The organism is Sphingopyxis alaskensis RB2256 (genome assembly GCF_000013985.1).
Lineage (GTDB): Bacteria > Pseudomonadota > Alphaproteobacteria > Sphingomonadales > Sphingomonadaceae > Sphingopyxis > Sphingopyxis alaskensis.
In genome coordinates, this window is sequence record NC_008048.1 from 401,504 (window position 1) to 424,361 (window position 22,858).

General features: G+C 58.5%; 26 protein-coding genes and 5 pseudogenes. 17 read left to right on the plus strand and 14 right to left on the minus strand.

Annotated features, from left to right (window positions below):
• Positions 1 to 31: 31 nt before the first annotated feature.
• From SALA_RS16605 to SALA_RS16375, 5 genes are all read right to left on the minus strand, one after another.
• On the minus strand, positions 32 to 673 hold the full coding sequence (locus SALA_RS16605) for a hypothetical protein (RefSeq protein WP_011540702.1): 642 nt from the start codon (positions 671 to 673) through the stop codon (positions 32 to 34).
• 138 nt (positions 674 to 811) lie between these two features.
• Positions 812 to 1,312: an Hsp20/alpha crystallin family protein gene (locus SALA_RS01945; RefSeq protein WP_011540703.1), complete on the minus strand. Its 501-nt coding sequence runs from the start codon at positions 1,310 to 1,312 to the stop codon at positions 812 to 814.
• 12 nt (positions 1,313 to 1,324) lie between these two features.
• Positions 1,325 to 1,717 carry an Hsp20/alpha crystallin family protein gene (locus SALA_RS01950; protein WP_011540704.1) on the minus strand — a complete coding sequence of 131 codons (393 nt, stop codon included), beginning with the start codon at positions 1,715 to 1,717 and terminating at the stop codon, positions 1,325 to 1,327.
• 9 nt (positions 1,718 to 1,726) lie between these two features.
• Positions 1,727 to 2,152, minus strand: coding sequence for an Hsp20/alpha crystallin family protein (locus SALA_RS01955; RefSeq protein WP_011540705.1), 426 nt, complete (start codon positions 2,150 to 2,152; stop codon positions 1,727 to 1,729).
• A 213-nt stretch (positions 2,153 to 2,365) separates the two neighbouring features.
• Complete coding sequence (locus SALA_RS16375) at positions 2,366 to 2,746, minus strand: YfdX family protein (RefSeq protein WP_049754575.1); 381 nt, start codon at positions 2,744 to 2,746, stop codon at positions 2,366 to 2,368.
• A 6-nt stretch (positions 2,747 to 2,752) separates the two neighbouring features.
• Between SALA_RS16375 and SALA_RS01965 the strand changes: the two are divergent.
• From SALA_RS01965 to SALA_RS01975, 3 genes and pseudogenes are all read left to right on the plus strand, one after another.
• Positions 2,753 to 3,103 (plus strand): annotated as a pseudogene (locus SALA_RS01965) (transposase); the annotation flags it as partial.
• Entirely contained in the window at positions 2,986 to 3,696 is a 711-nt protein-coding gene (locus SALA_RS16610; protein ID WP_011540707.1) for a Crp/Fnr family transcriptional regulator, read from the plus strand. The pseudogene SALA_RS01965 and the gene SALA_RS16610, both read left to right, overlap by 118 nt.
• Before the next feature lie 293 nt (positions 3,697 to 3,989).
• The gene (locus SALA_RS01975) at positions 3,990 to 4,457 is read left to right on the plus strand and encodes a Dps family protein (RefSeq protein ID WP_120106760.1); all 468 of its coding nucleotides are present in this window, start codon (positions 3,990 to 3,992) and stop codon (positions 4,455 to 4,457) included.
• 88 nt (positions 4,458 to 4,545) lie between these two features.
• Here the strand turns inward: SALA_RS01975 and SALA_RS17710 are convergent, their stop codons facing one another.
• A complete protein-coding gene (locus SALA_RS17710; RefSeq protein ID WP_165859607.1) occupies positions 4,546 to 4,713 on the minus strand; it encodes a helix-turn-helix domain-containing protein in 168 nt (55 codons plus the stop codon).
• 44 nt (positions 4,714 to 4,757) lie between these two features.
• Here SALA_RS17710 and SALA_RS17430 point away from each other — a divergent pair, with 44 nt between their 5' ends.
• The 5 genes and pseudogenes from SALA_RS17430 to SALA_RS17040 form a co-directional block, all read left to right on the plus strand.
• Positions 4,758 to 5,870: an IS110 family transposase gene (locus SALA_RS17430; protein WP_011540709.1), complete on the plus strand. Its 1,113-nt coding sequence runs from the start codon at positions 4,758 to 4,760 to the stop codon at positions 5,868 to 5,870.
• A gap of 48 nt (positions 5,871 to 5,918) precedes the next feature.
• Complete coding sequence (gene tnpA / locus SALA_RS01990) at positions 5,919 to 6,278, plus strand: IS66-like element accessory protein TnpA (protein WP_011540710.1); 360 nt, start codon at positions 5,919 to 5,921, stop codon at positions 6,276 to 6,278.
• Positions 6,279 to 6,283: 5 nt separating this feature from the next.
• Complete coding sequence (gene tnpB / locus SALA_RS01995) at positions 6,284 to 6,721, plus strand: IS66 family insertion sequence element accessory protein TnpB (RefSeq protein WP_011540711.1); 438 nt, start codon at positions 6,284 to 6,286, stop codon at positions 6,719 to 6,721.
• Between the two features lie 78 nt (positions 6,722 to 6,799).
• Positions 6,800 to 8,355 (plus strand): IS66 family transposase gene (gene tnpC / locus SALA_RS02000; RefSeq protein WP_407635766.1). Its coding sequence is split into 2 segments (ribosomal slippage): positions 6,800 to 8,162 and positions 8,162 to 8,355, totalling 1,557 coding nucleotides; the frame shifts between segments, so codons are not numbered across the junction.
• 69 nt (positions 8,356 to 8,424) lie between these two features.
• Positions 8,425 to 8,553, plus strand: a pseudogene (locus SALA_RS17040) (IS110 family transposase); the annotation flags it as partial.
• A gap of 404 nt (positions 8,554 to 8,957) precedes the next feature.
• Here the strand turns inward: SALA_RS17040 and SALA_RS02010 are convergent.
• From SALA_RS02010 to SALA_RS02040, 7 genes and pseudogenes are all read right to left on the minus strand, one after another.
• A complete protein-coding gene (locus SALA_RS02010; RefSeq protein WP_011540714.1) occupies positions 8,958 to 9,494 on the minus strand; it encodes a nucleotide exchange factor GrpE in 537 nt (178 codons plus the stop codon).
• Positions 9,495 to 9,511: 17 nt separating this feature from the next.
• Positions 9,512 to 11,443, minus strand: coding sequence for a molecular chaperone DnaK (gene dnaK, locus SALA_RS02015; protein WP_011540715.1), 1,932 nt, complete (start codon positions 11,441 to 11,443; stop codon positions 9,512 to 9,514).
• Positions 11,444 to 11,503: 60 nt separating this feature from the next.
• Complete coding sequence (locus tag SALA_RS02020) at positions 11,504 to 12,265, minus strand: sensor histidine kinase (protein WP_041382985.1); 762 nt, start codon at positions 12,263 to 12,265, stop codon at positions 11,504 to 11,506.
• 106 nt (positions 12,266 to 12,371) lie between these two features.
• The gene (locus SALA_RS02025; RefSeq protein ID WP_011540717.1) at positions 12,372 to 13,304 is read right to left on the minus strand and encodes a DnaJ C-terminal domain-containing protein; all 933 of its coding nucleotides are present in this window, start codon (positions 13,302 to 13,304) and stop codon (positions 12,372 to 12,374) included.
• A 43-nt stretch (positions 13,305 to 13,347) separates the two neighbouring features.
• Complete coding sequence (gene trxC / locus SALA_RS02030) at positions 13,348 to 13,788, minus strand: thioredoxin TrxC (RefSeq protein ID WP_011540718.1); 441 nt, start codon at positions 13,786 to 13,788, stop codon at positions 13,348 to 13,350.
• A gap of 38 nt (positions 13,789 to 13,826) precedes the next feature.
• Positions 13,827 to 16,415 carry an ATP-dependent chaperone ClpB gene (gene clpB / locus SALA_RS02035; RefSeq protein ID WP_011540719.1) on the minus strand — a complete coding sequence of 863 codons (2,589 nt, stop codon included), beginning with the start codon at positions 16,413 to 16,415 and terminating at the stop codon, positions 13,827 to 13,829.
• A gap of 123 nt (positions 16,416 to 16,538) precedes the next feature.
• Positions 16,539 to 16,904: pseudogene (locus SALA_RS02040) on the minus strand (IS5 family transposase); the annotation flags it as partial.
• A 388-nt stretch (positions 16,905 to 17,292) separates the two neighbouring features.
• Here SALA_RS02040 and SALA_RS02045 point away from each other — a divergent pair.
• The 8 genes from SALA_RS02045 to SALA_RS02075 all read left to right on the plus strand — a co-directional run bounded on the left by SALA_RS02045 (position 17,293) and on the right by SALA_RS02075 (position 22,102).
• Positions 17,293 to 17,631 carry a DUF5335 domain-containing protein gene (locus SALA_RS02045; RefSeq protein WP_041383568.1) on the plus strand — a complete coding sequence of 113 codons (339 nt, stop codon included), beginning with the start codon at positions 17,293 to 17,295 and terminating at the stop codon, positions 17,629 to 17,631.
• Between the two features lie 54 nt (positions 17,632 to 17,685).
• Positions 17,686 to 18,603 carry a YfdX family protein gene (locus SALA_RS02050; protein WP_011540722.1) on the plus strand — a complete coding sequence of 306 codons (918 nt, stop codon included), beginning with the start codon at positions 17,686 to 17,688 and terminating at the stop codon, positions 18,601 to 18,603.
• A gap of 97 nt (positions 18,604 to 18,700) precedes the next feature.
• A complete protein-coding gene (locus tag SALA_RS02055) occupies positions 18,701 to 19,321 on the plus strand; it encodes an HdeD family acid-resistance protein (protein WP_011540723.1) in 621 nt (206 codons plus the stop codon).
• A gap of 110 nt (positions 19,322 to 19,431) precedes the next feature.
• Positions 19,432 to 20,052, plus strand: a complete 621-nt coding sequence (locus tag SALA_RS02060) for a hypothetical protein (RefSeq protein ID WP_011540724.1) — start codon at positions 19,432 to 19,434, stop codon at positions 20,050 to 20,052.
• Between the two features lie 34 nt (positions 20,053 to 20,086).
• A complete protein-coding gene (locus tag SALA_RS02065) occupies positions 20,087 to 20,629 on the plus strand; it encodes an NADH dehydrogenase ubiquinone Fe-S protein 4 (protein ID WP_011540725.1) in 543 nt (180 codons plus the stop codon).
• Between the two features lie 39 nt (positions 20,630 to 20,668).
• Entirely contained in the window at positions 20,669 to 21,307 is a 639-nt protein-coding gene (locus SALA_RS02070; protein WP_192807438.1) for a mechanosensitive ion channel family protein, read from the plus strand.
• Positions 21,279 to 21,593, plus strand: a complete 315-nt coding sequence (locus SALA_RS17045; RefSeq protein WP_192807439.1) for a mechanosensitive ion channel family protein — start codon at positions 21,279 to 21,281, stop codon at positions 21,591 to 21,593. The genes SALA_RS02070 and SALA_RS17045 overlap by 29 nt, the downstream gene beginning before the upstream one ends.
• Positions 21,590 to 22,102: a phosphate-starvation-inducible PsiE family protein gene (locus SALA_RS02075; protein WP_237700909.1), complete on the plus strand. Its 513-nt coding sequence runs from the start codon at positions 21,590 to 21,592 to the stop codon at positions 22,100 to 22,102. Before SALA_RS17045 ends, SALA_RS02075 begins: the two co-directional genes overlap by 4 nt.
• A 96-nt stretch (positions 22,103 to 22,198) precedes the next feature.
• Here the strand turns inward: SALA_RS02075 and SALA_RS16620 are convergent.
• Positions 22,199 to 22,507 (minus strand): annotated as a pseudogene (locus SALA_RS16620) (TCP-1/cpn60 chaperonin family protein); the annotation flags it as partial.
• 69 nt (positions 22,508 to 22,576) lie between these two features.
• Between SALA_RS16620 and SALA_RS02080 the strand changes: the two are divergent.
• Positions 22,577 to 22,828 (plus strand): annotated as a pseudogene (locus SALA_RS02080) (transposase); the annotation flags it as partial.
• Positions 22,829 to 22,858 lie beyond the last annotated feature (30 nt).

A 22,858-nucleotide genomic window follows, 5' to 3' on the forward strand; every position in this document is an offset into this window, starting at 1 on the left:
TACAATGAGCGGCAAGGCCTTATCTGTCGTGTCAGTCGTCGGCTAGCCATGGATCGGGCTGTACGTTTGCAAGCGGGAGGTCGCTCAATTCCTTGCGTAATGTGATGGTATGAGCGTGGACATTATGCGCACCATTGCGCCTCATGATGTCGATTGCGCGTTGCTCCTCATCCGCATTATCCACCCTGACAAAAACTGCAATGCCGCCGCGATTTATATCATGCTCGATTGCATCGGCATCATCCCGCGTCAGCAAATTCTTGCGAACAAGTTTGGCCAACATCGCTCCTATTCCGCCGCCAGCAGTACATGCCGCAAGTGCAAGCGGAATTGCACCTCCTGAAGCTATGATGGGTACTCCGGCTGCTAAGGCACCGGTCGCAATCAAGGTTCCAAAAACGGTTCCGGTGACCGTGGCATGTTCATCCCTGGTCGTTAGGCGCCGCCTCGGAGTCTCGGGGTTATCGACGACCGCGCCCGGATCGGGATAGGTCAGGCCGAGTTTTTCGATGACCGTATTCCAATCGGCCATGAGGGATATGTCATTGCGGTCCACCCCTGCGGCAACCAGTTGTGTTGCCATTTCTTCAAGAGCGTTATGATTGTAAACAATTCCAACCACTTCCCGGATTTCAACCGTGTCGACTGTTTGATCATCCTCCCGATCGGACATATTCTGCGTGCTTTCTCATCGTTGGAAGCGCAAAAGCAAGTCTTTCACGCAAATCATATTACGAGACCAGATTTGAAGCGCTTGTGCTTAGCCGGTGGTCGGTAGTTCCGGGCGGTCTGGGCCCGCCCCGACAAGGGGTTATGCCTTGTTGACCGAAATCTTCTTCATCGAGGATCGCGCTTCGGCCGACTGCGGTATTGAAATGGTCAATACGCCGTTTTTCAGATCGGCCTTGGCGGCATCGGTGTCGAGACCCGGGGGCAGGGGAATGGCGCGACAGATTTGCCCGTAGGCCCGCTCGGAGAGGAAGTATCCTTGCTTTTCCTCCTGCCGCTCGACCTTCTTTTCTCCTTTCACCACCAGCATGTCGCCCGAAATTGAAAGATCAATGTCAGCCAAATCCATGCCGGGCAACTCGATCGAAATTTCGACTGCATCGCCTGCCTGGACTACATCCGATTTGGCTTCATTATCCTGCCACGGCAAATCGAGGTTGCCGATCTTCTCGACAAACTTATCGACAAGCGCGTTGATGTCACGTTTGAGAGAGTGATGCGCTTCTTCCTGCTCAGCATTCGATACGGGCTGGCGCGGGTTCTCCGAGCGCGTCCATGGCACAAGATCCTTGATCTTCATCATCGTTCCTCCTTCTTATCCTGCCTTCACCGAAATCTTCCGGGGCGCCAGTTTCTCAGAGCGATGAAGGCGTAAGGTAAGTACGCCGTCGCGCATCGACGCATCGGTTTTATCGGGATCGAAATCTTTCGAGACCTGGAAAGAGCGCTCATAAGCCGTTGAAACAAATTCGATGTGCTGCAATTCCTCCTCTTGGGGCATCGAAACCGAAGGCCTTGCCGCGACTGTCAATACGCCGTTCGCAAGCTCGATGTCCAGATCGTCTGAGCTGCATCCGGGCAGTTCGATGAGGAGAATTGCTCCGTCAGAGGTTTCGACGATGTCGGTCAAGGGCATCTGGACTGGCTGTGCTTGCTCCGCCTGCTGCGCCAATTTCTCATTGGTCGTCGTTTCCATGTCGTTACTCATGTTCAGTTCCTAACCTGCCTTGATCGCGATCTTGCGCGGCTTGTCGGCGTCGGACAGGCCAGCAGCGATAAAAAGGATGCCGTTCGAATAGCGCGCTTCGACGTTTTCCGGATCGATCCGGAAAGGCAGCGTCACGGCTCGAGTGAACTGGCCGTAACTCCTTTCACGCCTCATCCAACGCGCATCATTGCCGCAATCGGGCTGTGCGCGTTCGCCTGAAATCGAAAGCAAATTCTCCTTGACGGTGATGTCGACCTTTTGGGGATTAATGCCAGGCATTTCGGCGACGATTGCCGCACCTTGCCCGGTCCGCCAGATGTTCAGCTTGGGAAAGGCGGCGGCACTACTTACCCTTGCGGTTGGCAATCCCGACAACCCCTTTCTCAATATTTCGAAAGGATCGGCCCTGTAAATTCTTGCTGGATAAACCATCATTCTTCTCCTCTTGGACAACGACTGCCAGCGCGAACGTGTCTGTCTGGTAGATGCTCCGCGTACCTGGCGGAGGAGTTCTGCAAATTCGCGTTCTGCTTTGCCGCCAGCAATGGTTGCCAATTCGATCGTGCGAATCTGGTTTCAAAACTGCGCCCCATGGCGGGCGACAGTACCCTAAAACCGCCGCGCGCTGAAGAGACATGCGAGATGCCTTCAGTGCGATAGCCAGAGCGGCGCGACCCTCGTCGGACTTGCGCGCTTTCGCTGCCAGTTCTTCCGCAGCGCGAGTGAGACCACGGCATTGATCACCGGATACGGAAAGACCGTCTCGGTGACAACGACAGTACTCAAGGTTTGCTCTAGATCGGTCTTTGCTTCATCGAGCTGACCCGCTTCGATCAGCGCGGCTGCCCGCCTGATCGCGGTCGGATAAGTCGCCATAGGCAGATTTCCCATCCGGACTGCGGTCTGGTCAGCGAAATTGGAGAGCAGAGTGCGGGCAGTCTGCGTGTCTCCGTCAATCAAGGCCAGCGTCGCACTTCGCTGTGCTGCACGCAGGCTGTCAACATCCGCGATCAGGGCAATCTCGTTCACGCCGTGATCCATGCCGCCGACATCCAGGACCGCGATGGCGCGCCGTTGGTACTCGCCGAAATCATCAAACGCTTCCCCTGGCTGCGCCATGTGTTCGCCGATGGCGGCTATGCCGGGGACAAGTTCAAGCAAGCCCTGCGCCGCTTCGGCAAGTGGACCATCGAAATCATCAAGAGGTCCGATGCGGTGAAAGGCTTCGAGGTGCTCCCGCGGCGCTAGGTGGTTGAGCGAACGCTCGCATGGCTGAACAGGAACCGACGCCTCGCCAAGGACTTCGAGCAGACCATCGCCCCTGCAACCGCATGGCTCTTCATCGCCTCGATCCAGATCTTTACCCGCCGCAGCGCAAGATCATGAAATCTCAACCGATAATTTCGAATCAGACACTGAGTGGATGGGCACTCCGGTATCGCCTGACAACCTGCGGCGAGCGACAGATTGTCGAAGTCCTGCTTCCTGGGAGCATAATCGGATTGCAAAGCTTACTGCTCGGACTGCAAAACGAAGGCGTTTCCAGCCTGACCCGCGTTTCGCTGTGTGTTCTTGGCAGTGTCGCAGTCGGCGAACTCTTCGCCCACCAGCCAAGTCTCGCACGAGGACTGGTCAATTCCCTTTTGCAGGATCAAAATCGCGCCGATCGCCAGATGACGCTCGATGCGAAGACCTCCTCGGCAAGCAGCCTTGGTCATTTTTTGCTGGAAATATTTGATCGGGCTGGCCCACTGGGTGGGCAGAACCAGCGGTGGTGTCACTTCCCTCTTCAACGCGGCGACCTCTCCGGCAATCTCGGGATTTCGCCTACGCATGTCAGTAGGTCGACAAGTGAACTGAGCAAACTCGGCTTGGCAACAATACCGGGAAACACGCTGAAGATCATAGACCGGCAAGCCTTGGTGCGGTTTTCCGGCTACCAGAGAAAGCACGCGGAGGTTGAGCGACTGCTTCTGTGACTGCGAAAGCATCGGACCTCCTCATCCATCGCGAATCTGAAATCGGCGAGTCGGCTTGCTGGAGGAGAAATAATATTGCCATCATGCCCGCCGTCCCTAATATCTCAGTGCGGCTTGCATATGAGTGAGGCTAACAGGAAAACCAGACCCGAATCTTGAGCAGCGGTCGGCCAGGGTCGTCAAGTGGGTGATGTGCCGGTCGGGACAACCGAGGCTCAAGGTCTTTGGAACGGCCATTCGGGCGCTCGTCCAAACGTTCTGGTGAGGGTGAAGTAATGTCAATGAGGTATGTTATGGATTCCAATCTCGATGATCCCAAAAGGATTGTGGTCGTTGATGGCCTGAAAAAATTTCTGGCAGATACTTACACGCTATATCTTACAACCCACAATTTTCACTGGAACGTGACGGGTCCACACTTTAATAGTTTGCATCAAATGTTTATGGTGCAGTATAATGAACTTTGGCTTGCAGTGGATTTGATTGCCGAGAGGCTCCTTACTCTCGGTTCTTTCGCCCCCGGTTCGTATAAACAGTTTGCGCAACTGACATCATTGCCGGATGTGCCCGATTCACCACCTGAAGCGATGGAAATGGTGTCCCTGCTAATGAAAGGCAATCAGTTGGCGGCCCGCACTGCGAGATGCGTTGTTCCTGATGCCGAGGAAATCGGGGATCAGGCGACTTCAGATCTGCTGGTCTCACGAATTGCGGTCCATGAAAAGGTTGCATGGATGCTGCGAGCAACTTTGGCGGGTTGATCTGGGCAATTACATCTGCGCTCACCGGGCTTGCCGGCTGCGCCACGATAAGGCCGAAGAGACTCAGGCAATTCGATCGGGCTGTTTCTTAGGTCGAGTAGATCTGCGCAGCAAGCATTTCGAGTTTGTCGAGTTCTAAGAAAGTAATTTGCTTTCCATCGACCAAAATCATGCCTTCGCCCTGCAGGAACGTCAGCGTACGGGTAACCGTTTCACTCGTGAGGCCAAGATGGGCACCTCCAAAGACCCCTCGCAAATCCAGACCTAATCTGATTTACTCTTGCCTGAAGGGATCGGGCGATGCCGCAGGCGGGATTGTTCGGGTTATCGGAGCATCTGAAGCGGCTTTCGGCGCATGGCGATCCGCTTGAAGTGCTGGCGAGGGTTGTCGATTTCGAGGCGTTCCGGCCGGTGCTGGACGTGTCGCTGGCCTATTCGGACGGGGCGAAGGGCGGGTGGCCACCCTACGATCCGGTGACGATGCTCAAGGTGCTGGTGCTGGCGGCGCAAAACAACGTGGCCGACGGGCGTATGGAGTATCTGATCCGCGACCGGCTGAGCTGGCTGCGCTTTTTGGGCTTCGACCTCGGCGCGCCGACGCCCGACGCCAACACCATGCGGCTGTGCCGCGAACGGCTGACCCAGGCCGGTGCCTTGGACATGCTGTTCGCCGACTTTGACCCGTGGATCGCGCTGGGCTTGCGCGAGTTGGGCGTTGCCATCGCCTGCATCGACGCGCGTCAGGCGCATCAGAGCTTGAAGGCGATGAAGGCCAACAAGACCGATCTGCACGATGCGGCCGCGCTTGCCCAGCTGGCGCGTACCGGCTTCTACAAGGACATGCATGTCAAGTCGCCGGCCGCGCACGGAGTGCGTTCGGTCATCACCGCCCGCGGCCATCTGGTCGAAGCACGCGTCCGGCTCGACAACACGATCCGCGGCCTCTGCGCCACCTTCGGGATCAGGCTCGGCGCGGGCCAGGGCGAGCGGTTCCTCGCGCGAATGCGAGTGGCTGCTTCTGTCCCCGGCCTCTGCGAAGCGGTGGCGTCGCTCCTTCGGGCCCGCGAGCGCCTCGTGGAGGAGATCGGGCAGATGGATCGCCAGCTCAAAGCGATCAGCCTGGCTTCTCTGGCCAGCCAGGCCCTGATGAGCATCCCTGGCGTGGGTGTGCAGACCTCCGCTGCGTTCGCCGCCGCTGTTGATGATGCCAGCCGGTTCAAGCGATCGCGAACGGCTAGTGCGTACTTTGGCCTGGTTCCACGCCGACACCAATCGGGAGAGCTCGACTGGACAGGACGCATTACCAAACAAGGCGACGGGACGGTCCGCAAGCTCCTCTACGAAGCGGCCAACTCGATCTTGACGCGCACACGCGGTACGCCTCCGATGACGGCCGCCTTGCCGGGCTCGTGATGGACCGGTCTTAAGGTCGCTCTTGAGAGCGAACTTAGGAGCGGTTTTGTGGGTGGGATCACGGTATTCGGCGGCCCTGAACGTCGGCGACGCTGGAGCGACGAGGAACGGCGACAAATTCTGGAAGATGCGTTTGCGCCCGGCGCGTGTGTCGCGCAGGTCGCCCGGCACCATGATGTCTCGACGGCGCTGATCTACACCTGGCGCCGCAAGCTGTGCGCGGTGGCGGCGGAATTGCCGTGCGAAGAGGGCTTCGTCGAAGCGATAGTGATCGAGGATCAGGACACCGAGGCGAGCACGACGCAGCCGGCGATCGTTGTCGATCTTCCCCGCGGGGGTCGTGTCAGCGTGTTCAGTTCGGCACCGCCAGCGGTGGCCGCGGCGATCATGAAGGTGCTGATCCGGTGATCCCGATGCCTACGGGCGGCAAGGTCTGGCTCGCACTGGGGCACACGGACATGCGCAGAGGGATGCGTTCGCTGGCTTTGCAGGTCCAGCAATCGCTGAAGAAGGACGTCCACGCTGGCGACCTGTATGTCTTCCGCGGCAAGAACGGATCGCTGTGCAAGATCCTGTGGCATGACGGCATCGGCATGTCTCTTTACGCCAAGCGCCTCGAAAAGGGGCGCTTTGTCTGGCCTGCGGCAAAGGACGGGACAGTCGCCATCTCGGCCTCGGCGATGGCCAGTCTTCTGGAAGGAATAGACTGGCGCAACCCGCAAGGAAACCTGGCGACCAACCCAGGTCGGTTGATCGCCTGGGCGGCGGCAAAGTCGAGGAAATCGTGGGGTTTATGCCGGTCCTGTGCTATGAAACGGCATGGCTACCGGCGAGGCATCCAACGAGCTTGAACAGCTTCGTGCTGAACTCGCCGCCGTTCGCGAACAGGCCAGAAAAGCTCAGGATCATGCCCTTGAGGCTGAGCTGAAGTGGCCAAGGTTCGGGCGATCAATGCCGACCTGTTGGCGCGCAACGCCTATCTCGAGTTGATGAATGAGAAGATGCGCCGTGACAAATTTGGCGCGAGCTCCGAGCGTAGCCGCCGCCTGCGCGACCAATTGGAGCTGACCTTCGAGGAACTCGAGGCGAATGCCAGCGAAGCCGAACTCCTCGGGCAGATTGCAGCCGCAAAGACCACGGCGGTCACTGCCTTCACCCGCAAGCGGACCACGCGCCGGGACTTGCCCGCTGACCTGCCGCGCGAGAAGGTCGTGATCCCGGCCCCCCAGGCTTGCCCGTGCTGCGGCTCTCACGATCTGGGCCATCTGCCCGCCGACATCACCGAAACGCTCGAGCGGGTACCCGCCCGTCACAAGGTCATCCAGACGGTGCGGGAAAAAGTCTCGTGCCGTCAGTGCGAGAAGATCAGCCAGCCTCCGGCACCCTTCCACGTTACTCCGCGCGGGATGTTCGGGCCACACTTCCTGGCCAACCTCGCCTTCCAGAAATACGGTCTGCACCAGCCCCTCAACAGCCAGCGCGATCGTCTCGAGCGCGAAGGCATTCCCTTGAGCCTCTCGACGCTGGCCGATCAGATCGGCGCGATCTGCGTGGCCGTGAAGCCCCTGTTCCTGCTTCTCGAAGCCCACGCCCTGTCCGCCGATCGGCTTCATGCCGACGACACCACGGTCCCACTTCTGGCCAAGCTCAAGACCGAGGTGGCCAGGATCTGGGACTATGTGCGGGATGATCGGCCCTTCGGCGGCCCCGCGCCACCGGTTGCGCTCTGCTACTACTCACGCAACCGCAAGGGAGAGCATCCGCGAGCGCACCTGGCCGGCTACAGCGGCATCCTGCAGGTCGACAAGTTTGCCGGCTTCAATGACCTGTTCCGCGAGGGGCGGGGCGAAAAGCCGATGACGCGTGCGAACTGCTGGGCGCATAGCCGACGCGAGTTCTTCAAGCTCGTCGACATCAGGCAGCAGATGAAGCGCAGGAATGCCGTCGCCCCGCTCATCTCGCCCTTGGCTAGCGAGGCGTTGGAACGGATTGACCGGCTCTTCGCCATCGAGCGTGACATCAACGGAAAGCGCGCTGCCGAGCGCCTGGCCGTCCGTCAGGAGCAGTCGGCACCGATCGTCGTCGACCTGGAAAGCTGGATGCGCGAAACCCGCGCCAGCCTCTCGCGTCATGATGCCGTGACCAAGGCGATCAACTACTTCCTCAACGACTGGGAGGGCTTCACCACATTCCTCGCCGATGGTCGGATCTGCTTGACCAACAACTCCGCCGAGCGCGAGCTTCGCGCCGTGGCGCGAGGCAGGAAGGCATGGCTCTTCGTGGGTTCGGATCGGGCGGTGAGCGCGCGGCGATGATGTTCAGCCTCTTCGGCACGGCACGCCTCAATGGCGTCGATCCGCTTGCCTGGTTCACCGACGTTCTCACCCGGATCGCCGACATCCCCCAGAGCCGCCTACACGAACTCCTCCCATGGAGCTGGAAGGCTGCTCAGCAACCAAAGGACCACGCAGAGCTCGCCGCCTGAAACAACCTCACGGCCAGTCACCCCTCAGCCCGCGGCCGCTATCGGATGCGTTCCACACGCCAGAGCTTTGCGCTGAAAAGCTGGGCGCTCAAGATCGCAAAGCGGCGCGGGCTGCGAAAGGCCCGAGTTGCGCTAGCCCGCCGCCTCGCTGTCATCATGCACGACATGCTGCGTGACGGGACCTTGTTCGAGGCCTGAGTTGAGGTAGTATCCCGATGCCAGTGGTGATGCTCTCGAGCTGACCCGATGGCGGTGTCCCGCGAGGGAACGCAGGGACGGACGATCTGCGAAGGTCGACAGATGGGCCACCAAGCCCGCTTCGAGTCAATGCAACGTCCGGCCTTGTGAGACCCGATAAAGCACCACCGATCCTCGCATCGGCGAGTGCGGACAGATCCTTGAAACCCTCAAGGGACAACCGCCAAGCGACCGCAAATTACAGATATGGACCCTAGTGTGCGATATGTCACTTTCAATCTTAGTGCAGGAGATTCTGGTATCGACCATGTCTTCGCTATCAGCTCGCCGTTATAGCGCGGTCTGTCTCCAGGCCTCTTCGCTTGGCCACTGGTTCCGCGCCGAAAGAGGCTGGTCATGTCACGTCAGGAAGCATCCACTTCTCGTGAAACAATGACTCTCGCGGCGCGAACCAGTCTGGGCCCAATCATGTAACCTGACTGCGCGACGCTCACGATCTGGCCCGCATTGGATCCCGTACTCGGCACGGTCCCGATAATTTCATGCACGTTGGGATCAGGATCTTCGCCAATCGAAGGACGCAGTATTTTTACCCCGGCCTTGAGCAAGGCATCGTTGATTGCTCGCCGCGTCGCCTCCAGCCCCTTGATCAACGATGGCTCGATCTCGTGTGAACCCGCCAAGGCCTCCAAGGCAAGGTCGAGATTGTCGAGCGCTGGTGCGAGTTCGGATAGCAGTTGCGCCATCCCGGCCTGTCGACCTTCGGTTCCCGCTTTTTCTGCGCGCTTTCGCGCATTCTCAGCTTCCGCCAGTGCACGAAGCAATCGATCCTGTAACGCGTCCCCTTCTTCCGGTTCCGGCAGGACCTCCGACTCCACGCTTTTACCAACTGCCGAGGGCGATCCGTCCTCGTTCTCGCCATTCTTTGCATTGTCCGACACGGCCTGTACCCCCCTACTTAGTCTTTCTTGTCATCATCGACCTCGGAGAATTCGGCGTCGACGACTTCTTCATCATCCGAAGCTTCCGAACCGGCAGCTCTACCGGCATCGGCAGAGCCGGCGGCAGAGGCCTGCTCCTTCTCGTAGATCTGCTGACCCATCTTCATGGCAGCGTCGGTGAGGGCCTGAGCCTTCGCGTTGATCGCATCGTGATCGTCGCCTTCAAGCGCCGTCTTGGTTTCGGCGATCGCAGCTTCGACGGCTGCCTTGGTGTCGGCATCAATCTTGTCGCCATGCTCTTCGAGCTGCTTTTCGGTCGCATGGACCAGGCTGTCGGCCTGGTTGCGAGCCTCGGCGGCTTCACGCCGCTTCTTGTCTTCCTCGGCGAACTTCTCGGCATCACGCACCATCTGGTCAATGTCGGCTTCGCTGAGACCGCCCGATGCCTGGATACGGATCTGCTGTTCCTTGCCGGTGCCCTTGTCCTTGGCCGAAACGTTGACGATGCCGTTGGCGTCAATGTCGAAAGTGACTTCGATCTGCGGCACGCCGCGCGGCGCTGGCGGGATGCCGACGAGATCGAACTGGCCGAGCAGCTTGTTGTCCGCCGCCATTTCACGCTCACCCTGGAACACGCGGATGGTCACCGCTTGCTGGTTGTCATCCGCAGTGGAGTAGGTCTGGGTTTTCTTGGTCGGGATCGTGGTGTTGCGATCGATCATGCGGGTGAATACGCCGCCCAGCGTCTCGATACCGAGCGACAGCGGGGTCACGTCGAGCAGGAGAACATCCTCGACGTCGCCCTGCAAGACACCCGCCTGGATGGCGGCACCCATGGCGACAACCTCGTCGGGGTTAACGCCAGTGTGCGGCTTCTTGCCAAAGAAATCCTCGACCACTTCGCGTACCTTGGGCATTCTCGTCATGCCGCCCACCAGTATCACTTCGTCTATCGCCCCTTTGTCGATCCCAGCATCAGCCATAGCTTTTTTGCAGGGTTCGAGCGTGCGCTTGATCAGACCGTCAACCAGTTTTTCGAGTTCGGAGCGGGTGACTGTCTGGACCAAATGCAGCGGCGTCGTGGTGCCGCCTTCCATGCGCGCAGTAATAAAGGGAAGGTTGATTTCGGTCTGTGCTGCGCTTGACAGCTCTATCTTGGCCTTTTCCGCCGCTTCCTTGAGGCGCTGCAGGGCGAGCTTGTCGGTTCTGAGGTCCATATTTTCCTTCTTCTTGAAGGAATCGGCGAGATATTCCACCACCGCGCTGTCGAAGTCTTCGCCGCCGAGGAAGGTGTCGCCATTGGTCGATTTCACCTCGAATACGCCATCACCGATTTCGAGGATCGATACGTCAAACGTACCGCCGCCGAGGTCGTAAACGGCAATAGTCTTGCCTTCATCCTTGTCGAGACCATAAGCGAGCGCCGCCGCAGTCGGTTCGTTGATGATGCGCTCGACCTCGAGACCAGCGATTCTACCGGCATCCTTGGTCGCCTGGCGCTGGGCATCATTGAAGTAGGCCGGGACTGTTATTACCGCTTTCTCGACCTTCTCGCCTAGGTACTCTTCGGCGGTTTCCTTCATCTTTTGCAGGATGAAGGCGGAAACCTGGGAAGGACTGTACTTCTCGCCGGCCGCTTCAACCCAAGCATCGCCGTTGGGCCCCTCGACAATCTTGTATGGAACAAGTTCCATGTCTTTCTTGGTGGTCGGATCGTCAAACCGCCGACCGATCAGGCGCTTGATCGCGAACAAGGTGTTATCCGGGTTGGTAACGGCCTGGCGCTTGGCGGGCTGGCCGATCAGGCGTTCGCCATCCTTGGTGAAGGCGACGATCGATGGCGTGGTGCGCGCACCCTCCGAATTCTCGATCACCTTGGGCTTGCCGCCTTCCATAACGGCAACGCAGCTGTTGGTTGTTCCGAGATCGATACCGATAACTTTAGCCATGGTTTGCAGCTCCAGAAAACAGTAGACTAAGATAGTTGCAGGCGAGGGTTCGCCGCTCCCCTAACGCAGAAGGATCACGTCAGCGATCTGGCTGGATCGGCTGGCGGAATGGTCGTATGCGCGCGGCAGCCACAAGACTGCGCGGACCCCACTGGGTGATCGAGGCACCAAGCTTATGCTGCCTCCCGACTTCTGTGCGAAGCGCTGCGCATGAGTAAGTCCGAGCCCAAGGCGTTGATCAGCGCCCCAATTCGAATAGAACGGCTCGAAAGCCAGCGCGATCGCATCGCGTCTGAGCCCAGGGCCATTGTCGGCAACTTCAATTTCAATCCGCTCGGGGAGAGCGTCAATCGCCGGGCGGTTCCTCAAGCGCAAAGATACTTTCCCACCATTTCCTCCGGCAGCCAGAAATGCATTTTCAAGCAGGGCCGATAAGGCGCTGGCGAAAGAGGCAGGGGCAACCCGAACCGGCCACAAACCTGTTTCAAGAGTCTTTTCAAACTCCGCCTCCACTGGAATTCCTGACTGGATCTGGTCCATCAAATGCTCGATCAACTCTGGCACATCGACCAATTCTTGAAGCGGCGAATGAGCAGCTGGAACAGACCAATTGCTTACTAATCTGGCCGAATTGAGTAGCGCCAAACGCATCTTGCGACGAAGCTTGATCGCCTCCTGCTCATCGGCGAATTCCAACGTTTCAAGGCCCGCAGCCAGCACGGCAAGCATGCTTGTCAGGTCTTCCGTCGATGGCAGAGGGGTCACTGACGACGTTCCTGCTGGCATCATGTCCCGAAAGCTACTCTGGAATTGACGCTTCATGACCGGCCTCCTGTGCCAAAATGTACCTGATAGTCGCTTCTCAGGCAAATCCACTGATCCAGATCAGGCGTTTCGGATCAGCCTTGCCTGTCCCAATGTGATCGCATTAGACACCCAGCTTCGAGCGGGGATTGTATTCATTCTTTTCTCGCCATTCCTTGGCCCACGCTTCCAGGCTTTTATCGTTCTGCGGAAGGTCGACCATCAACCGCACCAGTTGATTGCCGCGCCCACCTTGGCGACGGGCCATTCCTTTACCCTTGATGCGCAGAACTCTGCCCGAGGTGGATCCCTTCGGCACTGTTAGCATGATCGGACCATCGATCGTGGGTACGCGCACCTTTGCGCCGAGTACGGCCTCGTCCCACCGGATTGGCAGGTCGAGGCGAATGTCGTCCCCATCCTGTCGGAAGAAAGGGTGGAGCGTGACGGTCAGTTCAAGAATCGCGTCACCGCGCCCTCCCGGTCCGGGCCGCCCTTTGCCCGCAACGCGCAGGCGATCTCCACTCTGGGTTCCCGGAGGGATCTTGACCTCGAGTTGCTCGCCGCCATCGAGGTTGATTGCGAATGGTTTTGCAGTGGCGATATTTTCGAACGGGACATTTACCGCATAGAGCACATCGCTTCCTCGCGGGCGATATTCGCGCCCGCCAGCCCCGCGACCCCGCCCAAAGAGATCGGCGAAGATGTCCCCCAATTCCTCCGAATCGCCAGAGAAATGAAAGGATGTCGCTCCATCCTGCGCCGATCGAAACGGTCCCCCGCCCGAGAACGGCCCATGGCCCTGGAAATCTTCGAAACCGTAAGGTGCGCGCGGGTTGCCGTGCTCGTCGATCTCGCCGCGGTCGTATCGCGCGCGTTGCTCGGCATCGCTCAAAAGATCGTATGCTTGGGTGACTTCCGCGAACCGGGCCGCCGCGTCGGGCTTGTCCTTGTTGCGATCGGGATGAAGCTCTTTGGCGAGTTTGCGATAGGCTTTCTTGATCGCAGACTGATCTGCGGTGCGCGATACGCCGAGTATCGTATAAGGATCTGCCATTAACTAAATCACCTGAAATTGGGATGCAGGGCGGAAATGCGGGTCAGCCAATATGTGCCTCCACCCATTGGCGAAGCGCGGAGGGGGGTAAGGCACCGGATCGTTGATCGACCAGCCGTCCATTCTTGAATATTAACAAGGCAGGGACGCCCTGCACGCCGTACCGGGCGGCAAGTTCGGGAGCCTTGTCGATATCGACCTTTGCGAACCTGGCGCGCGGTTCGATTGCAATCGTGACCTGGGCAAATGATGGAGCCATGGCGCGGCAGGGACCGCACCACGTCGCCCAGAAATCCACAACGACAGGTATGTCGGATCGTGTGATATGGCGATCGAACCTCTGGCCCAGCAGGTCGACGGGCGAACCATTGAACAGCGCCTTGTGGCATTTGCCGCATTTTGCGGCCTGGGCTGGCCGATCAGGCGGGATAGCGTTGACCGCATCACAATGTGGGCAAACTACCTTGATCTTGTCGGCTTCCATTCGCCGCCCTTCCCTTGCTTGTCGTGCGCTCGCGCTGCTCAGATCTGGGATGGAATGACGAAAACGAGACCTTCTTCGCCCTCGTCGACCTTGACGGTCGAACCGTCAAGGATTTCGCCGGCCAGCAGCTTTTCCGCCAGCGGATCCTGCAGATAGCGCTGTACCGCTCGCTTGAGCGGTCTGGCGCCATATACCGGGTCGTAACCCACCCGACCGAGCCAGTTGCGCGCGCCTTCGGTGAGGTCGAGCGTGATCTTCCGGTCCTTCAGCAGCTTCTGGACGCGCTTGACCTGGATATCGACGATCGGTGCCATGTGCTCCTGGCTCAGGCGATGGAACAGAATGATTTCATCAAGCCGGTTGAGGAACTCGGGGCGGAAGTGGCTGCGCACCACGTCCATCACCTGCGGCTCGACGTCTTCCACCTTCTGATCGTCGGTGAGGTTGGAGAGGAACTGGCTGCCGAGGTTGCTGGTCAAGATGATCAGCGTGTTCGAGAAGTCCACCACCCGGCCCTGCCCGTCGGTCAGGCGACCGTCGTCGAGTACCTGCAGCAGAACGTTGAACACGTCCTGATGCGCCTTCTCAACTTCGTCGAACAGCACCACCTGGTAAGGTCGCCGCCGCACCGCCTCGGTAAGCACGCCGCCTTCCTCGTACCCAACATAACCCGGAGGCGCGCCGATCAGTCTGGCGACCGCGTGCTTTTCCATGAATTCGCTCATGTCGATGCGCACCATGGCGCGCTCGTCGCCGAACATGAACTCGGCCAGAGCCTTGGTCAGCTCGGTTTTGCCAACGCCCGTGGGGCCAAGGAACAGGAAGCTGCCTAATGGCCGGTTCGGATCCTGCAAGCCTGCGCGTGCTCGGCGCACGGCCTTGGAGACAGCCTGTACCGCCTGCTGCTGGCCGATCACGCGGCGACCGAGAAACTCTTCCATCTTGAGCAGCTTCTCGCGCTCACCCTCCATCATCTTGTCCACCGGCACGCCTGTCCAGCGGCTAACGACAGAGGCGATGTCCTCCTCGGTCACTTCCTCGCGCAATAACGCAGTCTCATTTGCACCACGTGCCTCTTCAAGCTGCTTTTCGAGGCTCGGTATCGTGCCATAAGACAACTCGCCCGCCTTTTGCAGGTCGCCCGCGCGCTGCGCCTGCTCCAGTTCGAGCCGGGCCAGGTCGAGCTGTTCCTTGATCTTTGCCTCAGCCTGAATCTTGTCGCGTTCGTTCTGCCAGCGCGTGGTCAGCTCGCTCGATTTCTGCTCGAGCTCGGCCAATTCTTTGCGCAAGGTGGCGAGCCGGTCCTTGCTCGCCTCGTCGCTTTCCTTAGCAAGCGCGCTTTCCTCGATCTTGAGCTGGATAATGCGGCGGTCGAGGTTTTCGATCTCTTCGGGTTTGCTTTCTACTTCCATGCGGATGCGACTCGCCGCCTCGTCCATCAGGTCGATCGCCTTGTCGGGGAGGAAGCGGTTCTGGATATAGCGATCGGATAGCTGCGCAGCGGCCACGATCGCGCTGTCGGTAATGTTTACCCCGTGGTGCAGTTCGTATTTTTCCTTCAGGCCACGCAGGATCGATATCGTGTCCTCTACGCTCGGCTCGTCGATATAGACCGGCTGGAAGCGCCTCTGGAGTGCGGCATCCTTCTCGACATATTTCTGGTATTCGTCGAGCGTAGTCGCGCCGATCACGTGCAACTCGCCGCGCGACAGCGCAGGCTTCAGGAGGTTCGAGGCATCCATGCTGCCCTCGCTCGCGCCCGCTCCAATCAGCGTGTGCATCTCGTCGATGAACAGGATGATCTGCCCATCGGAATTTTTCACCTCGTCGATCACGGCCTTCAAGCGTTCCTCGAATTCGCCGCGATATTTCGCTCCCGCAATCAGCGCGCCCATGTCAAGCGCCATTAGCGTGCGGCCCTTGAGGCTGTCGGGCACATCGCCATTGGCGATGCGCAGCGCCAGCCCCTCGGCGATCGCGGTCTTGCCCACGCCGGGATCACCGATAAGAACGGGATTATTCTTGGTCCTGCGGGCCAGAATCTGGATTGTGCGACGAATCTCCTCGTCGCGGCCGATCACCGGGTCGAGCTTGCCGTCGCGCGCCGCTTGGGTCAGGTCGCGGGCGTATTTCTTGAGCGCATCGTAGCTCTCTTCTGCGCTTGCGCTGTCCGCGGTGCGACCGCCGGTCACTTCCTGAATCACCGCCTCGAGCGACTTCGCATTTACGCCGGCAGCCTGCAAAGCCTTGCCTGCGTCGGTGCTGTCGGAAAGGGCCATGGCCTGCAATATGCGCTGTACAGGAACGAAGCTGTCGCCGGCCTTCTTTGCCAGCTGTTCGGCCTGATCGAGCAGGCGAGCCGAATCATTGTCTAGGGCGGGCGGCGTCTGCGCTCCGGAGCCGGAAACCGCCGGGAATTTATGCAATGCCTTTTCAACCTCGCCAATGGCGGCAGGGGGGCTACCGCCTGCTCGCTGGATGAGCTGCGCGGCCATGCCCTCCTCATCTTCGAGCAATGCCTTGAGAATATGGACTGGCGTGATGCGCTGATGGCTCATGCGGACGGCAACTGTCTGGGCGCTCTGTAGAAAGCCCTTGGCCCGGTCGGTGAATTTCTCGAGGTTCATCGCAAAGGGTCTCCAAGCGTAATTACAATTTCAAATGGGACTTTGAGTAGGTACTAGCAGGACATCGAACTCCCGTCTGCTCAAATATCAACCCGCAACGACGCCAGCCTCTAGGCTCAGGACTCATTGCGGCAGCCAGAAGATGACGGTTGCAGCGATACATATGGCGGACATGAAGGTGTGGGCGCATCGGTCGTAGCGGGTGTGGATGCGTCGCCAGTCCTTGAGCCTGCCGAACATGTTCTCGACCTTGTGGCGCTGGCGGTAGAGGGCTGTGTCGTGCGGAATGGGGACTTTGCGGTTGTTCTTTGACGGGATGCAGGCGGCTATGCCACGCTCGGCCAGCGCGGCGCGGAACCAGTCGGCATCGTAGCCCCGATCGGCGAGCAAAGCCCTGACCTTGGGGAAGGCATCTATCATCAGCGCAGCGCCCTTGTATTCGCTCATCTGCCCTTCGCTGAGCAGCATGATCAACGGGCGGCCCTTGCCGTCGCAGACAGCCGCTCACGATACGGCGATCAGCGACCCGCGGAATGCCGTGCGACAGGGGAAATAGGGCTCGATCCGGCGCATCTGCGCCTCGCTCAACAACCACAGATCTGACAACAGCACCACCTCCTTGATGCTGCCATTGAATCAACCGATTGCCTCCCGCGCAAGCGATTTAATGGGTCCTGAACCTAGATAGAAAAGCCATTTTCTCCTTGACATAAATAAATAGGCGGGCCGATCTGCTTCCTATGGTACGCTCGTATCGCCAGATGACTGTCGAGTCGGCGAGGATAGCGGAAACGGCATTGAAATGCGGCTCTCGCGAGTTTACGAACGGAGGCGCAGTCAGCGATTTCACCCGTTCGAAACTTTGATGGAGGTGGTGATGGAGCAAATTGCCAAAAACGAGTGGGCAGAATTGTGCGATCGCATTAGCAAGCGGTTGCTTGGCCTGCGCGCCGAAATCGAGGTCCAATCGCTGGATTTGGGCGATCAGATCGAGGCCGAATTTCTTCCAATCCTAGGTATCACCTATGATCACAAAGACGATGTCGTGGTCATCGCCCTTGAGGGGCTTGCTCACCTGATCCCGCACCCGGTCGATATCCAGACCAAAGGCTACGACGATAATATCGAGGCAGTCCTTATTGTGGACAAGGAAGGTGTGCGGCATCTCACATCATTCCGGGAGCCGCTTAAGTTGCCACCCCCGCCTGCTGAGTAAGCTTCACTTCTATAAGCCAACTTGTAGGCCAACCATCAAAGAGAGAGTTCAGCCATGACATTCAGAAATCTTGCCCATGGCGTTGCCGCCATCGCATTGCTTGCGGCTACGGCCTGTTCCGATAATGCCGAGAAGGCGGCGGACGGACAGGAAGCTTCGGCTAGCGCAACCGATACGGATCAGGCTGCGGGCGGCGCCACGGCCGAGGATCAGGTGCAACTCGGAACTCTGCTGAAGGAAGCGGTTTCCGCTCTCGATGAAACGCAGGCGGCTATCAGCGCCATTGACGCGGGCAATAATAAAGGGGCGATCGACGCTCTGGCCAGGGCCACGGGCAAACTTGAGATCATCCTGACGCGCGAACCCAACCTGGCACTTGCTCCGGTGGCCAATTCGGTCATCGAACATGATGTTCTTGCAACGCCAGGCGATGTCAAGGCGCTCTCCGACCGGATCGAGGATCTGACTGATGAGGGACGTTTGCAGGAAGCGAGGCGGCTTATGGAAGGCCTCGCAAGCGAGATGGTTATCAGGACCAGCAACCTTCCGCTGGGTACCTATCCTGATGCCATCAAACGCGCGGCCGCACTGCTGGACGAACAGAAGCCTCAGGAGGCCAAGCTCGTCTTGCTAAACGCCCTGAGCACCATTGTCGTGACCGAAACCGTAATTCCCTTGCCGATCGTTCGTGCAGAGGCAAGCGTCGAGGCTGCGCGGGTCGTTGCGGCAAAGGAGAACCGCACGGAACAAGACAACCAGGCAATCGCTGCGGAACTGCAGAAGGCCCGCGAGCAAATCGAGATGGCGCAAGCGCTCGGTTATGCAACCAAGAAGGATCTTGACGATCTGCAGGACGCGATCAAAGAACTTGAGCGAGAGACTGGCGGGGGCAATGCTGCAACTCGCTTATTCGAACGCATCAAGGGGCTTTTCGGCAAGGCCCGCGAAGCAGTACAGCCGACAAAGAATTGAGAGCTATACCCTGGCGGTGCGTTATGCAATGAAGGCAGCGTGCCGTCAGAAATATTGTCTTCGTTGAATTCCAATCTCAACGTATGGGGCTATCGATATGGCAACACTGGCACATAAAATCCCATTCCCGGTCTGTAGTCTAGTAGGAAACTGGTGGACTTTCGTTTTGCGCGGTGTGCTTGCGCTGATCCTTGCGGTGCTCGCGGTGCTGATGCCTGCCAGCGCCTTGCTCGGGCTGACAATCATCTTCGGTGCCTTCTCGATGGTAGACGGAATATTCTCGCTTATCGCGGCTTTTCGCAACATCCGCGCGGGTGAGAAGTGGGGTTGGCTGGCATTCAACGGCGTGGTCGGCATCGGTACTGGTATTGTTGTGCTGATTACTCCGATGATGGCCAGTTTCGTGCTTTCGCTGTTCCTTTGGTGGATGATCGCATTCTGGTCGTCTGCCTCGGGCATCGCCCAGATCGTGACCGCCATTCGGCTGCGCAAGGAAATCAAAGGCGAGTTTTGGCTGGGGCTAGGGGGTCTGTTGTCCCTTGCGCTGGCCGGCTTCGTAATCTGGATGCTCTTGACTGCTCCCGTCGAGACATTCCTCGCCTTGGGCTGGGTCCTCGCGTTCTACGCCGCGATGTTCGGAACTGTCATGCTGCTCCTTGGCTTTCGCTTGCGGCGCGCGGCGAAGGCGGATGATACAGGCGTACAGCCGGCGAGCTAGGTAGCTTTTCCACATCGTGGATCGGTTGCTGCCACCGGGATAAATCACATGAGCCTATCCCGAAGTATCGCCACGGCACTGCACTGGCTTCAGAGCGGGTCGGCAAGCATATGACGGCAAAGGGGGCGATGGAGGGAAAAAGGCCGCGCATTCGTGAGATCGTATGGCTCGCTGGCATCCTTGCCGCGTTGGTCTTGGGATATGCGCTCTACCACCAGCTCTATGTCGGCGCGTCCAGCTTTCCTTTCGTGCAGGAAACTATCCTTGTCTTCCTTGGCGCTCTCGCGACGATCTTTCTTACCGCGATGCTGCTCAACCGCCAGACCGAGCTCGAGCTCAGCAAGGAGGCCCGCGTCCATCTGTTCGACCAGAAGAACTCGGTTTACATGTCGGCGATCGAAAAGGTCGCGGAAATCGCCGAACAACGCGATCCCGATCCGGCTCTCATCGATGAATTGCGGGTTATCGGACACAAACTGGCAGTGATCGCCAGTCCCGAGGTGATCAAGTCCTTCCAGTCGGTGCTCGACAAGCTTATACGCGGATTACGGGACGGAAACCTGACCAATGCCGACGCAGAAGAGGTGATGCACGCCGTCGCCGAGCTGACCATCGGAATGCGATCCGACATGCTTGACGAGATCGGGAGCGCCAAGAATGACACCGCACAGGAACTGATCCGCCGCAACTCTCGGCAGATGGAACGGCTCGATGATCTGGACGAAGCGTAACGGCCAGCAACGATAAAGCGTAAAGGACCTGAACATGCACAGAGGCCATAATCGTCCGCCGCGCCTATCGAAGCAGCCCGGCACGAATACTATTTCGGCCGATGTTCCGATGGCAAAGATCTACCAGGAACCGCGCTCCACGCTTCAGGGCGGGCACCGCCCGCAACCGTGGTACCTCGAGTTCGAGGCGAGAAGACCTTTGGGCCGCGACGTCTTCACGGGCTGGATCACCAATGATGATCCATATCGCCATATCCGTGTTCAGTTTCCTGACCGGGACAGCGCTATCGCATTCGCCGAGCGACAGGGGTGGGAATACAGGGTCATCCACAATTCGGAGTCGCGGCATCTCAGTTCTAAGATCGACCAACTCTATCGTGGCTCTGATGCGCCCGGGAACTGGCCGATACGATGGTCAGGAGAAGGCAAACAGATTTCCCAAAACCGGCTGTATCGAGGTGCGCAAGCCGGCGAGCGGGCTGAGCGCGAGAAGGAGTTCGACCCGGTGGATGAAGCGCTGCTCGAAAGCTTTCCAGCCTCCGATCCGCCGGCATTTACGGGCGCAACAATTGGCTAGGCCAAAAGGTCGATGCAGTCGAAAATAAGCGAGTATCAGGTGTCAAATGTAATCGACGAATTCGAATTGCAAGCTCTCTCCGTTTCCTCATCCCTGCTTGAAGACGCAGTGCGGATCGTGTTGGTGGTGTTTCTCGCTTCGTTGGCGGCAGCTCTGCTTTCGCGCCTGATGCGGCGCATAGAACAGAAGATGACAAGCAAACGAAGTGATCCAGATTCTGTTGGGAGGGTTGCAACTGCATACAGGAATGGTCTGATATTCGGGCGCATCGTGATATGGTCAGTTGCCGGGGTGACCTTGCTCTCGATCATGGGCCTATCCATAGCGCATTTGCTGACTGCTGCGGGAGTGGCCGGAATTGCAGCAGGTTTTGCCGCGCAGAGCCTGGTGAAAGATTACTTTTCCGGATTTATCATACTGCTTGAAGGGCAGCTGCGCGTCGATGACATAGTCGAGATCGGTGGCCATATTGGAGTGGTAGAAGAAATCACGCTGCGAAGCGTTCGTCTGCGCGATTACTATGGCAAGGTGATTTTCATGCCATGTGGGAACATTACCAATGTCGTTAACAAGACCATGGAATATTCCAGGTCGGTAATCGATGTCGGTATCGCCTATCGCGAAAAAGACAGACGAGGCGTTGGGCATTATGCACAGCGTTGCCTTGCAGATGGCTAAGGATCGCGCCTTTGCAGACCGCATAATTGATGAGCCCGAAATTATCGGTGCGGAAGCGCTCGGTGACAGTGCCGTCATATTGCGACTGCGCCTGAAGGTGACGCCAGGAGCACAATGGGAAGTGCGCAGGGAGTTCTTCCGCAGGATCAAGCAGGCATTCGACGAGACTGGCATCGACATACCATTCCCGCAACTTACCCTGTATCCGGGGCTCCCGAAAGATGGCCCTGCCCCTCCGCTGAACATCCGGCTTGGACAAACCGAGGCTGCGGTGAAGAATGCTTGAAAGACGACCGCAAGGATAAACCAATGCTCGCGAATTTTCTGAGATTGCGCAAAATGACACGTGCAGAATGGTCTGCGATGTCCTTTTACGAGAAATTCGAGGACGCGATTGTCATCGTTCTCAGCGGAATAATCGCAATCGTCGTGATTGCGGCGGTTTGGTCATTGCTGCGCGAAGTTGTCACAAGCCTTGTCTTGGGCGCTCTTGATCCGCTCGATTTTGCCACTTTCCAGACTGTCTTCGGAATGATTTTTACTGCTGTGATTGCGCTTGAGTTCAAGCGTTCATTGCTCGTAGCTGCCGATAGGGGATTCGGTGTCCTGCAGGTGCGAACGATTATCCTGATTGCGCTGCTGGCAATTGTGCGCAAGTTCATCATTCTCAATCTGGCAGACACGAGCGCCGCGAAGGTCGCCGCGCTTTCGGGGGCTGTGCTGGCACTTGGTGCGGTATTCTGGCTCGTTCGCGATCAGGATCGGCAGGAGCGGCTTGAGCAAGCACAGGAATAGGGCTGGTCTAAAGCCGTAGCAAGCGCGGTTACAGACAGAAAAAGACAGGTACACCCGTGCGAGCGCGCCTGTCCGGCTTCCAGGAGAAATGCTGTCTTAGAAGTTCATCGCCGGCACGGGAGCAGGAGATGCGTCTTCCTTCGGCAGTTCAGCGACCAGTGCCTCGGAGGTGATCAGCAACGAGGCAACCGAAGCCGCGTCCTGCAGCGCAGTGCGCACCACCTTCGCCGGGTCGATGACACCCGACTTCACCAGGTCTTCATATTCGCCGGTCGCGGCGTTGAAGCCGTGGTTATAGTCGTCGCCTTCGAGCAGCTTGCCGACGATATAGGCACCGTCCTCACCCGCCTTCTCGGCAATCTGGCGAACCGGGGCACGCAGGGCGCGACGAACGATATCGATACCGGACTGAGGTGGTGCCGGTTTTCTGGACAGGATGCTAAGCTAATCCCGACCTGATGGATTGGTACGGGAATGAAGACGACGAGAAAGCGCTACAGCGCGGATTTCAAAGCCAAGGTGGCGCTGGAGGCGATCCGGGGCGACCTGACGCTGGCGGAGCTGGCAGCCAAGCATGGCGTGCATCACACGATGATCGCATCGTGGAAACGCCAGGCCATCGATGGGATGGCAGGCACCTTCTCCGGGGCCGGCGATGCGGCTAAGGTTATCAGCGAGAGCGAGGTAGAGAAACTGCACGCCAAGATTGGGCAACTGGTGGTGGAGCTGTTGATTTGCGCTGAGAACTGACCCGGG

What these genes read in the sequence shown, in the direction of transcription:
- dnaK (WP_011540715.1), bottom strand. Translation starts at nt 11,443, where the DNA reads ATGGCTAAAGTTATCGGTATCGATCTCGGAACAACCAACAGCTGCGTT.
- SALA_RS02020 (WP_041382985.1), bottom strand. Translation starts at nt 12,265, where the DNA reads ATGAAGCGTCAATTCCAGAGTAGCTTTCGGGACATGATGCCAGCAGGA.
- SALA_RS01975 (WP_120106760.1), top strand. Translation starts at nt 3,990, where the DNA reads ATGGATTCCAATCTCGATGATCCCAAAAGGATTGTGGTCGTTGATGGC.
- SALA_RS02055 (WP_011540723.1), top strand. Translation starts at nt 18,701, where the DNA reads ATGGCAACACTGGCACATAAAATCCCATTCCCGGTCTGTAGTCTAGTA.
- SALA_RS01955 (WP_011540705.1), bottom strand. Translation starts at nt 2,152, where the DNA reads ATGATGGTTTATCCAGCAAGAATTTACAGGGCCGATCCTTTCGAAATA.
- SALA_RS16605 (WP_011540702.1), bottom strand. Translation starts at nt 673, where the DNA reads ATGTCCGATCGGGAGGATGATCAAACAGTCGACACGGTTGAAATCCGG.
- SALA_RS02060 (WP_011540724.1), top strand. Translation starts at nt 19,432, where the DNA reads ATGACGGCAAAGGGGGCGATGGAGGGAAAAAGGCCGCGCATTCGTGAG.
- SALA_RS01945 (WP_011540703.1), bottom strand. Translation starts at nt 1,312, where the DNA reads ATGATGAAGATCAAGGATCTTGTGCCATGGACGCGCTCGGAGAACCCG.
- SALA_RS02025 (WP_011540717.1), bottom strand. Translation starts at nt 13,304, where the DNA reads ATGGCAGATCCTTATACGATACTCGGCGTATCGCGCACCGCAGATCAG.
- trxC (WP_011540718.1), bottom strand. Translation starts at nt 13,788, where the DNA reads ATGGAAGCCGACAAGATCAAGGTAGTTTGCCCACATTGTGATGCGGTC.
- SALA_RS01950 (WP_011540704.1), bottom strand. Translation starts at nt 1,717, where the DNA reads ATGAGTAACGACATGGAAACGACGACCAATGAGAAATTGGCGCAGCAG.
- clpB (WP_011540719.1), bottom strand. Translation starts at nt 16,415, where the DNA reads ATGAACCTCGAGAAATTCACCGACCGGGCCAAGGGCTTTCTACAGAGC.
- SALA_RS02065 (WP_011540725.1), top strand. Translation starts at nt 20,087, where the DNA reads ATGCACAGAGGCCATAATCGTCCGCCGCGCCTATCGAAGCAGCCCGGC.
- SALA_RS02050 (WP_011540722.1), top strand. Translation starts at nt 17,686, where the DNA reads ATGACATTCAGAAATCTTGCCCATGGCGTTGCCGCCATCGCATTGCTT.
- SALA_RS17045 (WP_192807439.1), top strand. Translation starts at nt 21,279, where the DNA reads ATGCACAGCGTTGCCTTGCAGATGGCTAAGGATCGCGCCTTTGCAGAC.
- SALA_RS02045 (WP_041383568.1), top strand. Translation starts at nt 17,293, where the DNA reads ATGGAGCAAATTGCCAAAAACGAGTGGGCAGAATTGTGCGATCGCATT.
- SALA_RS16610 (WP_011540707.1), top strand. Translation starts at nt 2,986, where the DNA reads ATGGCTGAACAGGAACCGACGCCTCGCCAAGGACTTCGAGCAGACCAT.
- tnpB (WP_011540711.1), top strand. Translation starts at nt 6,284, where the DNA reads ATGCCTACGGGCGGCAAGGTCTGGCTCGCACTGGGGCACACGGACATG.
- SALA_RS17430 (WP_011540709.1), top strand. Translation starts at nt 4,758, where the DNA reads ATGCCGCAGGCGGGATTGTTCGGGTTATCGGAGCATCTGAAGCGGCTT.